11 protein-coding genes are annotated in these 14,057 nt (G+C 65.1%); all 11 read right to left on the bottom strand.

Annotated features, from left to right (window positions below; genetic code table 11):
• Positions 1–36: 36 nt before the first annotated feature.
• The 11 genes from DK926_RS15320 to glf all read right to left on the bottom strand — a co-directional run bounded on the left by DK926_RS15320 (position 37) and on the right by glf (position 14,010).
• On the bottom strand, positions 37–1,077 hold the full coding sequence (locus tag DK926_RS15320) for an LLM class F420-dependent oxidoreductase (RefSeq protein ID WP_084423912.1): 1,041 nt from the start codon (positions 1,075–1,077) through the stop codon (positions 37–39).
• 179 nt (positions 1,078–1,256) lie between these two features.
• Positions 1,257–2,225, bottom strand: a complete 969-nt coding sequence (locus DK926_RS15315; RefSeq protein ID WP_114331124.1) for a cutinase family protein — start codon at positions 2,223–2,225, stop codon at positions 1,257–1,259.
• 11 nt (positions 2,226–2,236) lie between these two features.
• Complete coding sequence (locus DK926_RS15310; protein WP_114331167.1) at positions 2,237–2,788, bottom strand: DUF732 domain-containing protein; 552 nt, start codon at positions 2,786–2,788, stop codon at positions 2,237–2,239.
• Between the two features lie 99 nt (positions 2,789–2,887).
• On the bottom strand, positions 2,888–4,777 hold the full coding sequence (locus tag DK926_RS15305) for an alpha/beta hydrolase-fold protein (RefSeq protein ID WP_165839580.1): 1,890 nt from the start codon (positions 4,775–4,777) through the stop codon (positions 2,888–2,890).
• 255 nt (positions 4,778–5,032) lie between these two features.
• Positions 5,033–6,046, bottom strand: a complete 1,014-nt coding sequence (locus DK926_RS15300; protein ID WP_068430007.1) for an alpha/beta hydrolase family protein — start codon at positions 6,044–6,046, stop codon at positions 5,033–5,035.
• A 351-nt stretch (positions 6,047–6,397) separates the two neighbouring features.
• On the bottom strand, positions 6,398–7,390 hold the full coding sequence (locus DK926_RS15295; protein WP_174551479.1) for an alpha/beta hydrolase family protein: 993 nt from the start codon (positions 7,388–7,390) through the stop codon (positions 6,398–6,400).
• Positions 7,391–7,569: 179 nt separating this feature from the next.
• The gene (gene zomB, locus DK926_RS15290; RefSeq protein WP_279387088.1) at positions 7,570–9,483 is read right to left on the bottom strand and encodes a flagellar motor control protein ZomB; all 1,914 of its coding nucleotides are present in this window, start codon (positions 9,481–9,483) and stop codon (positions 7,570–7,572) included.
• Positions 9,461–10,366, bottom strand: coding sequence for a decaprenyl-phosphate phosphoribosyltransferase (locus tag DK926_RS15285; RefSeq protein WP_068430006.1), 906 nt, complete (start codon positions 10,364–10,366; stop codon positions 9,461–9,463). Before DK926_RS15285 ends, zomB begins: the two co-directional genes overlap by 23 nt.
• The gene (locus tag DK926_RS15280) at positions 10,363–10,899 is read right to left on the bottom strand and encodes a phosphatase PAP2 family protein (RefSeq protein ID WP_114331123.1); all 537 of its coding nucleotides are present in this window, start codon (positions 10,897–10,899) and stop codon (positions 10,363–10,365) included. Before DK926_RS15280 ends, DK926_RS15285 begins: the two co-directional genes overlap by 4 nt.
• Positions 10,877–12,784 (bottom strand): glycosyltransferase, encoded by a 1,908-nt coding sequence (locus DK926_RS15275; RefSeq protein WP_114331122.1) that lies wholly within the window; start codon positions 12,782–12,784, stop codon positions 10,877–10,879. Before DK926_RS15275 ends, DK926_RS15280 begins: the two co-directional genes overlap by 23 nt.
• Positions 12,781–14,010, bottom strand: a complete 1,230-nt coding sequence (gene glf, locus DK926_RS15270; protein ID WP_174551478.1) for a UDP-galactopyranose mutase — start codon at positions 14,008–14,010, stop codon at positions 12,781–12,783. The genes DK926_RS15275 and glf overlap by 4 nt, the downstream gene beginning before the upstream one ends.
• Positions 14,011–14,057: the final 47 nt, after the last annotated feature.

The raw sequence follows: 14,057 nt of genomic DNA, 5'->3' as shown, positions 1-14,057 counted from the left end.
CGATGACCAAATCTTTTCGTCGCACCGCGTCCGCGGTCATTCGCCTTTCAGCAGATCCACGACAGGTGCGAAGGCTTCCATCTGTGTGGGGAAAACCCCGACATAGGACATCGTCGTCATCTTGCGAACGTTACGGATCTGGTCGGCTATTTCCTCGTACGTGCCGAATGCCAGGTACGGGGACGTCAGAATGTCCTCGACGCTGAGCTTCACGTCGACGTCGACGTTCGGCGGGTACCCGTTGTCGAGCGCGGCCAACGCCATCTCTGCCATCTGCTCGCGGTCGTCGGTGACGACGATGGTGGTGATGGCCCAGTTGAGCTCGATCGAGTCGAAACGATCGCCCGCTGCCTTGCGGATCAGTTCGACGCGCTCCAACGTCTTGTCGAGGGTCATTCCCGACAGCTGGAGCTTGCCCTCCTTCGTCGTACTCGGCACGACGGAGATGATGTCGGCGTACTTCGCCGCGAGTGCCAGCATGCGCGGTCCGCCGCCTCCGACGCAGATCGGCGGGCGTGGACCCTGACGCGGGCGAGGGCTTCCCTTGAGACCGGTGATCGTGAAGTGCTTGCCCTCGAAGTTGCACTCCTTGCCGCGCAGCAGCGTGTCCAGGATCTCGAGGCTCTCCTCTAGCTTCTCGATACGGACACCGGGCCGGTCGTACTCGATTCCGGCCTTGTCGTACTCGTCCCGCATCCAGCCGGCGCCGAGACCCAGTTCGAGACGGCCACCGGAGAGGACGTCGATCGTCGCCGCGTCCTTCGCGAGGATCGCCGGATGACGGAACCCGTTGGCAAGGACGGCGGTGCCGAGGCGGATCTTGTCCGTCGCGACCGCGAGTGCTCCGAGGGCGGCAATCGGCCCGACCTGATTCCCGAGGTGATCGGGGATCATGAAGCTGTCGTAGCCCAGCTCTTCGGCCTGCTGCGCCAGCTTGATGAACTTACGCGCCCCGCCCTCTTCGGCATTGCCCTCTCCGCCTGCGGCGAAGCGGAACTTGCGCAGTGCCGCGGTCTGCCCTTCTGCGGGCTGAGCTGAGCCCCCGGGAGACAAACCTGGGGCCTGGGCGGAACACATCTATTGGTCTCCTCGGTGCGGGTTTCGGCGTGGTCGATCGATGCCGATCTCGGCTGGTCCAAGGCGTCACTCTATAGGTTCGCCACGTGCGAATACACCTGGCGGGGTCACCCACGACCAGCTTTGTGCCCGATCATCGACCGTCCCAAGCGGTCGTTGTGAGAACTACACGGCCGTAGTCAGGAGTGCGCAATCTCCGGTGCCGACTCGATCAGACCAGCTGCCCACGACGCCGTCCACTGCGTCGAAGTGGTACCCGCGTCGTCGACGACGAAACTGTTGTACGACGCGTGCACCGGGTTGCCCGCGGCCCCCAGCAAAATGCCGATGCTTTGCGGAATGTTCCGCAGCGACAAGCCTTCCGACGGTGCGGCGCAGATCAGATCGCCTGCCGCACAGATCTGATTGACCTTGTCGTCGAGCGTTCCGAAACCGCCGGGACGCGGTCCTGTCATCGTGATTCCCGGCAGGTCCAATCCGCCGAGAGCCACCTCCGCTCCGACGCCGTCGACGGCCGGTCCGATGTCGTTTCCGGACGTGCCGTCGCGCCTGCCGTCGGCGATGAGTGTCACGCCGAGAACGCGGTCCGCGGCGATCGGTCCGTTGCCCGCGCCGATGTCCGACGCGATGTCACCGGCGATGACCGCGCCCTGCGAGAAGCCCGTGAGAACGAAGTTCGTCAGGGGGCAGTGCTCGCTGTAGCGAGTCATCTCGTCGCGCGCCACTGCCGAACCCTCGGTGCGGCTGTTGTTGTACGACTGCTGCCCGTCCGGCGGGAAGGCGATCGGATTCGAGAACTGCGCGACGTACGGAACGGTGTAGACCGTCGCCCGGCTCGGGTCGAACTGCTGCTGCAGCGCTCGCGTCACGTTCAGCATCAGAGACGCGGGGTTCGCGGTCGGGTTGTACGGGTCGTCGTTCGCCGCGGATTCCCACGTGCCCGGAATGGCGATGACCGCGACGTCGGCGCAATCGGCGGGTTGCGACGACGGCTCTTCGGGACCCGGCCCCGGAATCGGCGACGGAATCTCCTTCGGGAGCCTTCCGGCCAACAGGTACCAGAGCGCCACGATGACAAGCCCGAGTACGACTGCTACCGCGAGAAGCTTCGGTAGCAGTCGTCTCCTGCGTTTCGTTCGATTCGCCACGACGTGTCTCGTCAGGACTTGCAGTAGGTGTTCTGCGCGGCCGTGATGTAGGTCTGGGCCTGCTGGCCTGCCTGCTCGGCGCTGATCTCCGTGCCCGACGCACTGGCCTCGACGCCGACGTTCGCGGTCACGAACGTCGAGATCTCGTCCGCTGCGACACCCTGCGACTGCGCAGAGCAGATGTAGTTGGCGGTCGAGATCGCGATCTCACCGTTTCCTGCCGGCGTGATGCCGTCCTTCTTCAACTCGTCGAGGAACGCCTGCCCGCGTGCGTCGATCGGACTCTCGGTCGTGCCGGGGAAGTCGTCGGGCACGGGCTGCGGCTGCTCGGGGGGAGCCGTCGCCGCCTCGCCCGGAGTCGTCGTCGGCGCAGTCGCACTGGTCGTGTCCGACGCCGACGTGGTCGCCTCCGCCGATGTGGACGTCGACTCGGCGGCGGCGGAGGTCGTGGTCGACGGAGTTCCGGTGGCAGTGGAATCGTCGCTGCCGCACGCCACCAACAGTCCACCGGCGGCGACGGCCAGTAGGCCCATGGACAGTGTTCGGGCCAGAGTCGTGTGCATCATCGTGTCTACGTCCTTGGTCGTCGTCGTTTCAACGCGTCACGGTACAGAGAACCGCTGAGAGAACTCTGAGGGACTACTCGTCGGTAACTGCGGGAGTTACGGGGCGATCGTGACCTTGCCGTCCTTGACCGTGATGATGCCGAACTGGAAGTTCTGCTGGATTCCGCCGCCGTCCATCTCGAACTGATCGCTCGTGATGTAGCCGAGGCGTCCGTTCTCGTAGCCGACGCTCTTCCACGCGTCGAAGATCTCGCCGTTGCGGATGGCCCATGCACCCGTCACAGGACTCCAGTAGATGTTGCCGTTCTCGAACTCGTTGAACCGACCGCCGTCCTTGAGCGGACCCATCTCACTGGTCTTCGGGAAGCCGAGAGCGCTGTTCTCCCAACCCAATTGACCGTACTTGTCGAGGATCATGCCCTGCACGGAATGCGTACCGAGGTCGGGGCTGTGGTACATCGCTCCGATCTCGAAGCCCTGGACCGCGCCCGGCTTCGACGGCGTCGCGACCTCGTCGAGGACGGGGTAGCCGAGCGGTCCGGTCTCGTAGCCCTGACGCGCCCACTCGTCGAGAATCGCTCCGCGGACGGCGTGCGCACCGGTCTGCGGCGTGAAGTAGATCATCCCGTTCTGGAACGCGCCCGCGCGTCCGCGGCCGTCCGGCGTGCCGAACTCACCGGTCTTCGGGAAGCCGAGCGGGCCCGCAGGTCCGCCGGATGCCTGGTAGTTTCCGCCGATCGCGCCTGCCACGACCTGCGCACCGGAGTCCTGCGAGAAGAACACCCGTCCGAAACGGAAGTCCTGAGCGCGTCCACCCGCGACGTTGTATTCCGGCGTCAGGCAGTCGCCGAGCCAAGCGTTGGCTCCCGACGCGTTGCCGATGGCACCCGTCGGGCTGCACGCGGGCTTGTCCGCTTCGACCCCGAGGGCGCCCGCGAGCTGCGGCCACAGCTGGTGCAGCTCGAACTGCCAGTACTCCCACGAGTGCGTGCCGGACGGCCGGTAGTTGACCTGCGCGGGAATGCCGAGCTTGTTGAGCTTGGTCGCGAACGTCTGCGACGTCAGCCGCGACAGAATCTCGAGGCCCATGCCGGCGTAGTTGGAGCTGACGCCGGGGATTCCCGACGGTGCGTCGTACGGCCCGGCGGCACCGTTGCCGCTCGAGATGTACAGGCTGACGCCCTTCAGCTTCTCGGCGAGCAGGTACGGATCGTGCTGCGCCCACAGATCGTTGGTCGGCGCGCCCCACATCGCCTTCGAGTCGAAGCCACCCGCGTCGGCCATCGCGTACTGAATTGCCTGCGGCATGCCGAGGGTCGTCGTGGTGAGCATTCCGGACAACGATCCGGCGAACTGGAAGAATCCCTCGTTGCGCGCGGCGAGGAACATGGCCGCGGTGCCGCCCATCGACAGGCCGACGACGCCGCGTGTCTGGTTGGTGCGCCAGTCCCGCTCGAGAATCGGGGGCAGTTCCTTCGTCAGGAACGTCTCCCACTGGTAGTTCTTGCCGTTGTCCTGGTCGACCCAGTCCGAGTAGAAGCTGGACTGTCCGCCGACAGGAAGGACGACGTTGACGTTCTTGTCCGCGAAGTACGACTCGGCGTCGGTCTCGGCGGTCCAGCCGTTCTCCATGTCGGTGGCGCGCAGACCGTCGAGCATCCACACCGACGGGAAGGACGCCTGCGGGTTCAGATTCCAGTCACGCGCGAGCAGCAGCTGCACCTGGATCGGAGTGCCCATCGACGGCGACTGGATCCACAGCGCGACGCGGCGGTCCGACAGCCAATCGACGGCGGTGACCGTCGCCCCGGACGCCGTCTGCGTACGGTCGGGCGACGACGCCACTGCAATGGGCGACGCCTGCGCGATCCCCACGGCGCCGAACGGCGACGCCAATGCGACGGCCACTGCCGCGGCGATCGCAGCCCGACGAGCCTGAATTCCGGCTGTGCGGCGCCGATCGGTCCGAGCAAGCCCAGTGCGCATGATGGTGACTCTCCTTCTGCAAGTGCTGCTGCGAGGTCGCGTCGACCCGTGTCGGATGCCGACGAGGGGTAGGTCACCGACCTCTTTAGCTGTCTTTCTTACACGCGAACGACGACGAAACGACCGAGGCTCGCTGTGGCTGGTGATGCAATTGTGAATTTATCTTCGGAATGCCGACCGGTCCGTACACACGCGAAAGCCGTCCTACGCAGGGCGCAGGACGGCTTTCGACGATCATGAGACGAACGACCCGAATCAGGCGTTCAGGGCCTCGAGGATCTGGCCGCGAGCCTTCCAGAGCTCTGCGGACCAGTACGGCCACGAGTGGATTCCGTTGGACGGGAAGTCGAACGTCGCCGGGATTCCGAGCGTTGCCAGGCGGACCTGGAATGCGCGGCTGTTGGCGAGCGCGAGCGCTTCGAGAGCCATGCCATTGGCCGTGTTGTAGAAGTCGATCGGTGCGCGCGGGTGATCGAACTCGCCGGGCAGGCCGCTGGCTGCCGAGATGTACATCGACAGGCCCTCGAGCTGCGGAGCGAAGACGAACGGGTCGTTACGCAGCCATGCCGGGCTCCACGGAGGTCCCCACATGGAGTCGACGTTGAACCAGGACTGCGACAGCATGGCGACGCGGATCGCTTCGCGCATACCGGGAGCCGAGATGTTCAGGTAGCCCGAGAACGAACCGGCGAACTTGAACTGCTCGCGGTGGTACGCAGCCAGCGTCAGAGCGGCCGATCCACCCATCGAGATGCCGAGAACGGCGTTGTTGGTACGCGAGACTCCGTAGCCCTCGAGGAACGCGGGCAGGTCCTGCGTCAGGAAGGTCTCCCACTTGTAGGTGACTTCCTGGCCGTTCAGGTTCGACGCGGCGTACCAGTCGCTGTAGAAGCTGGCCTGGCCGCCGACGGGCATGACGAGCGTGACGTCGTCGTTCGCGAACTGGTCCTGGGCGTTGGTCTCGAAAGTCCATGCGTTGCGGTCGTCGCGAGCACGGAGGCCGTCGAGCAGGTACAGAGCCGAGCTGCCGCCGCGGGCTGCCCACTGGACCTGGACCTTGATGGGGCCCATCTCGGACGGAACCCAGAGGTCCTCACGGCCGCCGGCCGGAGCCTTGTGGGTGATGGGGCTGGGAGCCGCTACCGCTGTGGCACCGCCGACGGCTCCGAGAGCGATCGGAAGTACGAGTGCGGCTGCACCGAGTCCCATGAGTCGCTGACGCCATCGCTGGGTCAACCTCGGTTTGTTGCTGAGGCCGGCAAATCGCATGAATCGTGCTCTCTCTCGTCTTCTGCGGATTCCGCGTCTGCTGCGGCCCCCGGCAATTCCAACAGGGCTGTTCTTCGGCCCTGTCGGGCCGTAGTACGGGCTGTTCAGTTTTTCGACAATCAAGTGTGAAACAGGTACGGACCCGTCCGCGCCCGCGAGGGTCGGCGGCCGTGACCGAAAGGGAGGCTATTGCACCCGGCGGCCCCGATGCAAAACCGTGATCTTGATCTCAGGTTTGCTTCGGGGCCGATATCAAGTCGTGACACTATCCTGTCGGCCCCCCGCGCGACACCCCGTGAAAGTAGTGAAATATCACAGCAAGTTGTCGTGCGGGGACCGCCGTCAGGTGTTTCAGCCGATGTTGGCGCTCAGGTCCGGTGCCATGATGTGCACCTGCTCCTGCCAGTAGCCCCACTGGTGGGTACCGACGGCCGGGAACGCGTACGTCACGTTGTTGGCGCCGATGCTGGCCATCCGGACCTGGAATGCCCGGCTGTTGGCCAGTGCGATCGCTTCGAGTCCCATCGCGTTGCCGGTGTTGTAGTAATCGATGAAGCTGCGCGGCTGATCGAGACCACCTGGGAGACCGCTACCGGCGAAGACCCACACTCGGGTGCCGTTGTCGCGCAGTCGCGGGGCGAAGACGAACGGGTCGTTGCGCAACCACGCCGGGTTCCACGGCGGGCCCCACATCGCGTCGATGTTGTATCGGCCCGAATCGAGCAGAGCCAGACGCATCGCTTCGCGCATGCCGGGTGCCGAGATGTTCAGGTAGCCGGACAGCGAGCCCGCGTAGGAGAACTGATCGGGGTGGTAGGCCGCCAGCGTCAGCGCCGCGGATCCACCCATCGAGATGCCGACGACGCCGTTGCGGTTCCGGTTGAAGCCGAGCTGATTGGCGAGATTGTCGCGCAGGTTCTGCGTCAGGAACGTTTCCCACTTGTAGGTCGTCTGCTGACCGTTGAAGTTCGACGGCGCGTACCAGTCGGAGTAGAAGCTGGACTGACCACCGACGGGCTCGACGACATTGATGTTCCAGGCAGCGAGCGTCGCGCCTGCATCCGTCTCGTGCTCCCAGCCGGAGATGTCGTTCGTGGCGCGGAGGCCGTCGAGCAGGTAGACGACGCGGTCGGTGTTACCGTCCGCGGCCCGCCAGACACGGCTCTTGATCGGGCCCATGCTCGAGTCCGTCCAGAAGTCGAACGCACGCGGATCGAACGCCGCGTTGGCGGTCGCACCCGTTCCCACCACTGCCAGCCCGAGGGGTAGTGCCACAGCCATCACCAGTGACGTCAGCAAACGGCGTGTGCGCCCCCCGGCACTCTTCTTCGTTCCAAACAGCATGCAATCGACCTCTCAGCGGTTTTGGTGGGCCGTAGTGCTACGACTCGCCCGTTCAGCGTGGTGATTTCGGTCCCGACGGCCCATCAGTCACACACATCTTCGACATACATCGGCCGAAACTCGACCTCCGTTACGAAAATGAGATATCCCATCTTGGCGTCGAACCGATATCGGCGCAACTAATTGTCGGCTTGGAGAACCGGCTCTTCCAAACCACATCTCTGTATTTCGTATTTCGGCACTCGGTCGAAACGGTAACCCGCATAGAACAGCGACCGCTTGATGTTCCTGATGAACAGGTCTTTCGTCAACGGGGCCCGGTACGACGCGATCAATTCCTGCGTATCGGGGCAGGACAGCGCGACCCGCGCCTCGGTGTTCCAGTCCTCGTCCATGTACCAGGGCAGATACGGATGCTCGCCGACCATGCCGAGATCGGCGACGACCCAGTCCGGGAAGAGGTTCTTGTCGTGGCCGATGCGTCCGTTGTCCAGCCGCTCGGTGTGGGACGCCAACGGGTACGCGAGGCCCATCTGATCGATGACGCGAACGTCGAGTCCGACGTTCATGCTCGTCATGCCCAGATTGAGGAAGTACACGGTGTGCCCTGCGCCGCCGGGCGGGATCGGCAACGGTGGCGACACGACGTCCCAGTACGTGAATTGCGACGACGGAAGCAGCAAGCCGCCGTCCGGCGTGTTGTCGATGGCTTCGACCATCGCACGCATACGCGGGTAGTCCAAGTAGTCCGACGCCAGGATCGGGTGAGCGTGACCGGTGTTGAGCGCGTAGAAGGCGCGCTCGTCGACGATGCCGGATCGACCGACGATCGACCCCTCGGGCATTCCCGTCGTGTTCGCCGCGAAGAACGCCCAGATCACCGTGACCACCCAGACGAAGGCACCCGCACAGAGGAGAACGACACCGCGGGTATCGGACTTCGTGGCGGGGATCGTCAGCGGCAACACCGAGATCGGCAGCAGAAGGGTGAACAGTGCCGGGAGCAGCGTGCGTCCGTGCATGAAGTCGCCGCCGACGCGTACCGCGTACACGAGCTGCAGCACACCTGCGAGCAGTACGAACACGAGAACCGCCGTCGGCGACCGCAGCGCACGTTGCGCGCCTCCCACCGTCTTCGGGAGTTGCACCTTCCGCGGCGTGCCCGTCGTGACGACGGCGCCGACGAGGAGCAACAGCAGTGGCAACCACAGCATGTACGGGCCGAGAAGATTCCACAGGTAGTCCAAGCCCTGTGCCCATTTGGCGCCGCCCGCGTCCTTCGCCACCGCGGTGTTGGGGTACGGCAGGCCGTAGTAGCCCATGCGCCAGATCTGGTAGGCCACGGGGACGGCGCCGGCGAACACGAACACGAGGAACCGACTCGGCCAGGTCTGCGGGGCCAGGAAGATCATGGCGAGCGCGAGCCCGGACAGGATGACCAGCTCAGGGCGAACGAGCGGGCCGAGGCCCGCCCAGAACGACAGGAACAGCAGCTTCGCCTGGTCACTCCGCAGGCTACGCTCCCGCGCCACCTTGCCGATGTCTCGCGTCGCCCACCGGACCATGAGCAGCCACAGCGTCGCGATCCAGAAGATGACCAGGCAGGTCTCGAGTCCCGACGTCGCGAAGTCACGTGCAGGCGGGACGGCGATGTAGACGAGTACGCCGGCGGGAAGAAAGATGCGCTTCGCGCCCGTGCGGGCACGAAGTGCATAGGTGCCGATCATTGCGATCGCGATGGCGGCGGTCGACAGCACGAGCGCGATCGTCAGCACGACGTACTCGATGCGCGCCTCGCTCAGCCAGCTGCCCGCGTACACGAGGTACGTCCAGATGGTGCTGGTGTTGGTCTCGACGCGTTCGCCCGCGTTGAAGACCGGGCCGTTGCCCGCCAGGAGGTTGCGGACGGTGCGAAGGACGATCAGACCGTCGTCGGCGATCCACCGTCGTTCCCAGGCGCCGAACAGGAACAGCAGGCTGGAGACGGCGACGCCGATACCGAAGATCGCTGTGGTGAGGGGGGTACGCGAGCTGACCGAGGGCGCGTCGGGTGCGGGGTCGGTCAGTGCCTCACGCGAGGTAGACAGCGACACCCACTACTCCGATCCACGCAAGGGCGAGCACCTGCAACACCCTGTCGCCCAGCGCGATCTCCTCCGGTTCACCGGCCTGACCCCCGTCGACGTCCACCGCGTACCGCAGGATCGCGATGGTGAACGGAATCATCGAGATCGCGAACCAGTTGGTCGAGGTTTCGGCGTCTTGTTCGAAGGCCCACAGTCCATAGCAAATCACGACTGCCGTCGCGGACAACGTCCAGACGAACCGAAGGTAGGTGGTCGTGTAGTTCTCGAGCGACTTACGAATCTTCGCGCCGGTGCGTTCTGCCAGCTGGAGCTCGGCGTAGCGCTTGCCCGCGGCCATGAACAACGAGCCGAACGCCATGATCAACAGGAACCACTGCGACAGCGGAATCGACGCGGCGACGCCGCCCGCGATGGCGCGAAGCAGGAAGCCCGACGAGACGATGCAGATGTCGAGTACGGCCTGGTGCTTGAGCCCGAAGCAGTAGGCGAGCTGGATCGCGATGTAGACGGCGATGACCAGCGCGAGCTTCCAGTTCGCGAGGAACGACAGTCCGATCGCCAGCACGATGCAGGCGATGGCCATGCCGTACGCCAGCGGGACGGGCAGTACACCTGCGGCGATGGGCCGGAAACGCTTGGTGGGGTGCGCACGGTCGGCCTCGACGTCCATCGCGTCGTTGACCAGGTAGACACCCGATGCCGCGAAGCAGAAGACGACGAACGCCAGCCCCACGGGCAGCAGGACGTCGGCCTGCGTCACCGATCCCGCGGCGAGCGGGGCAGCCAGGACCAGGACGTTCTTGACCCACTGACGTGGACGCAGGGCCTTGATGATCCCGTCGACCAGGTTCTTCGGGGGCGCCCCGACGGCAGTAGCTTCCTCGCTCATGAATCTCCTTCGAACTTGCGCACGGCGGCTGCGGACAGAGCGCCGAGCGCAGTTCCGGCAAGTACATCTGTGGGGTAGTGCACACCGAGGACGAGCCGCGACAGCAGCATCGGAGGCACCAGGACCGCAGGCAAGGGTAGACCGGTGAGCCGTCCGAGCAGAATCGCGGCTGCCGTCGTCGAGGTGGCATGCGACGACGGGAAGCTCAGCTTGCTGGGCGTCGAGACGTTGATCTGGACGCTCGGGTCGTTCGGTCGAGGGCGACGGACGACGCGTTTGATCACGATCGACGCCGCATGCGAGCCGACGGCACCGACGGCGACGCCTGCCCACTGCCTGCGACGCGTCGAGTCCAGAGCCGCGCCGACGCCTGCGACGGCCACCCAGCCGAGCGCGTGCTCGCCGAAGTGGGACATGCCGCGCGCGACGGAGATCGCGCCCGGCTGGGCTGCGACGGTCTTCTGGATCTTCGACAGGATGCGAACTTCGGCGGCTGCCTCGCTCTGGTTCTTACGCCTCGTAACGAAAGACACGTTCCCAGGTTTCCTTACTGGTGAGGTGAGGGACGGCGTCGCGATAGCGACCCTTGAGATCGGGGAAGCGGCGAGACAGTTCCGTCCGCAGCGCCATGGCTTCCTTGAACAGAGCCGCCGCCTTCTCGCGGTCACGCTGCCGGTACACGACGCCACGGCCGTCGGCAGTGGTGACGGTGACGCCGTCGACCTGGGACAGCAGGAACCAGCGCGCGTCGAGCGTCGGCACGTTGAGCTGCGGGCGCTCGTGGTGACGCGTGTGCGCGGGCTTGACGTTGTGGATCAGGCCCTTCGCGAGCCGGCCGATCTTCGCGAGCGGGTTGGTGGGCAGTCCGACGGCTCCCACCTCTTCGCCGGACGCCAGCGGCAGTTCCGTCGAGGAGCCGACGACGACGGCGTCCGGGTAGTTCTTGCGCAGCGCGTGCACATCGCCGAGCGACGTCGGCAGGATGTCGAGGATGTGTTCGGGTCCTTCGAGGAAGTCGCGGATCGCCTTGTTCTGGATTGCGACGGTCGAGTACTCGAGGCACAGCAGATGCTTGATCGTCGCCTTGACGGTGTCGAGGACGAGTCCTCGGCCGTTGCCCGGCATGTGCAGCGCCGCGACGACGAGACGGTTACGCAGGTGGAAGTACGCCTGCCAGTCGATGGCGTCGTCCTTGTCGCTCCACGCCATGTGCCAGATCGCAGCACCGGGCAGAGTGACCGTCGGGTAGCCGGCTTCCCGTGCGCGCAAACCGTATTCGGCGTCGTCCCACTTGATGAACAGCGGGAGCGGCTGGCCGAGTTCCTCCGCGACGACGCGCGGGATCATGCACATCCACCAACCGTTGTAGTCGACGTCGATACGCCGGTGCATCAACTTGCTGGAGCGCAAGGGGTTTTCGCTGAAGTCGTGGTCGTACTCGACGTTCTGGGCACCGGTCCACATGAAGTTGGTCCGGTTGACGACCTCACCCATGACGTGAAGGTGACTGCGCGCCTGCAGATTCAGCATCTGTCCGCCGACGAGAGTCGGCACTTTCGCGAAGCGGGACATCGCGAGGGCACGCAGGATCGAGTCCGGCTCGATCTCGATGTCGTCGTCCATGAACAGGATGTGCTGCGCCGACGTGTTGTTCAGCGCCTCGTACATGATGCGGCTGTATCCGCCGGAGCCGCCGAGGTTGGCCTGGTCGTGGACGGCCAGCCTGCCACCGAGAGCTGCGGCGGCCGCGTCGAAACCAGGTTCGTCCTTGGCTTTTCGGGTTCCCTGGTCCGGCATGATGACGGCGTCGACCACCTCGAGAACCAGCGGGTCCGATCCCAGCGCCTCCAGCGCCTTGACGGCGTCGGTCGGGCGGTTGAACGTCGGGATTCCGACGGCGACGCTTGCCTCGCCCGGCGCCTCGATCGGCGCGTACCAGCCTGCGCTCTCGAGCACGACCTCGCTGTCGGAGGTGATGTCGAACCAGATCCAACCGCCGTCCTCGAACGGGCCGAGATCGATCAGGAACTCTTGTGTCGCATCGGATTCGACGACCTCGCGGCCCTCGACGTGGATGCGCGAGCTGTCGGCCTTGGACCGATAGACGTCGATGCGGCAGTGCCCGGAGACCTCGACGCGCAGCACGACGGACGTCAGGATGCTGTAGCGCCGCCAGTAGCTCGCCGGGAACGCGTTGAAGTAGGTGCAGAACGAGACCTCGGACTCGGCACCGACGGTCAACGACGTACGCGAGAGCGAATGTGCCCGTCGCGCATTGGTCGTCGCTTCCTCGAGGTAGAGCGTGCGCACGTCGAGCGGCTCACCGGATCGCGGCAGCAGAATCCTCTGCAGAAGCGACTTGCCGAGAACCTCGGTGACGTCCTGGACGCCGTCGTCGAGCAGGTGTTTGGCCGTCATTTGTCCCCCGTCAGCGCAGCGCCCGACTCGAAGTGCGGGACGAGCGTGTTGTCGTACATGTTGAGCGCGCTGGCGATGGCCATGTGCATGTCCAGGTACTGGTACGTGCCGAGGCGACCACCGAACAGCACGCCCGCGTCGGCCGTTTCCTTCTTGGCCAGGTCGCGGTACGCCTCGAGCTTCGCGCGGTCGTCGGGGGTGTTGATCGGGTAGTACGGCTCGTCGCCGCTTTCCGCGAACCGCGAGAACTCGCGCATGATCACCGTCTTGTCCGACGGGTACTCGCGCTCGGGGTGGAAGTGGCGGAACTCGTGGATACGGGTGTACGAGACGTCGCCGTCGTTGTAGTTCATGACGGGCGTGCCCTGGAAGTCGCCCGTCGGCAGTACCTCGGTTTCGAAATCGAGTGTGCGCCAACCGAGTTCGCCTTCGGCGTAGTCGAAGTACGCGTCGAGGGGGCCGGTGTAGACGATCGGAGCGTCGGGGCTTTCGGCCGTCAGCTCCGCCTTGACGTCGAACCAGTCGGTGTTCAGCCGAACCTCGACGAGCTCGTTGTCGGCCATCTTCTCGAGCCACGCCGTGTAGCCGTCGACGGGAAGGCCCTCGTAGGTGTCGTTGAAGTAGCGGTTGTCGAAGTTGTAGCGGACCGGCAGACGCGTGATGTTGCCCGCGGGCAGATTCTTCGGATCGGTCTGCCACTGCTTGGCCGTGTAGTCGCGGATGAACGCCTCGTACAGCGGGCGGCCGATCAGCGAGATGGCCTTCTCTTCGAGGTTCTGCGCGTCCTTGGCGTCGAACTCGCTGGACTGCTCCTCGATGAGGGCGCGCGCCTCTGCAGGCGAGTAGTACTTGCCGAAGAACTGCGAGATCAGACCGAGGCCCATCGGGAACTGGTACGACTGCCCGTTGTGCATCGCGAAGACGCGGTGCTGGTAGCTCGTGAACTCGGTGAACTGGTTGACGTAGTCCCAGACCCGCTTGTTCGAGGTGTGGAACAGGTGCGCGCCGTACTTGTGGATCTCGATGCCGGTCTCCGGCTCGGCCTCCGAGTACGCGTTGCCGCCGATGTGGTGACGACGGTCGAGAACGAGGACGCGCTTGCCCAGCTGCGACGCCGAACGCTCCGCCACGGTCAGGCCGAAGAATCCGGATCCGACGACGATGAGGTCGTATCGGCCGGTCACGGAGGCATCTCGGGCAGAAGACGAAGGAGTTACAGCAGTCACGGGCAACCAGGGTATCCGACGCCGGCGGATGTGCCGTCCATGGTTGG

Source organism: Rhodococcus sp. Eu-32 (genome assembly GCF_003336925.1).
GTDB lineage: Bacteria > Actinomycetota > Actinomycetes > Mycobacteriales > Mycobacteriaceae > Rhodococcoides > Rhodococcoides kyotonensis_B.
Note: the sequence above shows the minus strand (reverse complement) of the source record. Positions and strands in the feature narration are given on the sequence as shown.

Bases quoted from the DNA above. Each gene is read 5' to 3' on its own strand.
- DK926_RS15320 (WP_084423912.1), bottom strand. From the start codon at position 1,077: ATGTGTTCCGCCCAGGCCCCAGGTTTGTCTCCCGGGGGCTCAGCTCAG.
- DK926_RS15310 (WP_114331167.1), bottom strand. From the start codon at position 2,788: ATGCACACGACTCTGGCCCGAACACTGTCCATGGGCCTACTGGCCGTC.
- DK926_RS15305 (WP_165839580.1), bottom strand. From the start codon at position 4,777: ATGCGCACTGGGCTTGCTCGGACCGATCGGCGCCGCACAGCCGGAATT.
- DK926_RS15300 (WP_068430007.1), bottom strand. From the start codon at position 6,046: ATGCGATTTGCCGGCCTCAGCAACAAACCGAGGTTGACCCAGCGATGG.
- DK926_RS15295 (WP_174551479.1), bottom strand. From the start codon at position 7,390: ATGCTGTTTGGAACGAAGAAGAGTGCCGGGGGGCGCACACGCCGTTTG.
- DK926_RS15285 (WP_068430006.1), bottom strand. From the start codon at position 10,366: ATGAGCGAGGAAGCTACTGCCGTCGGGGCGCCCCCGAAGAACCTGGTC.
- DK926_RS15275 (WP_114331122.1), bottom strand. From the start codon at position 12,784: ATGACGGCCAAACACCTGCTCGACGACGGCGTCCAGGACGTCACCGAG.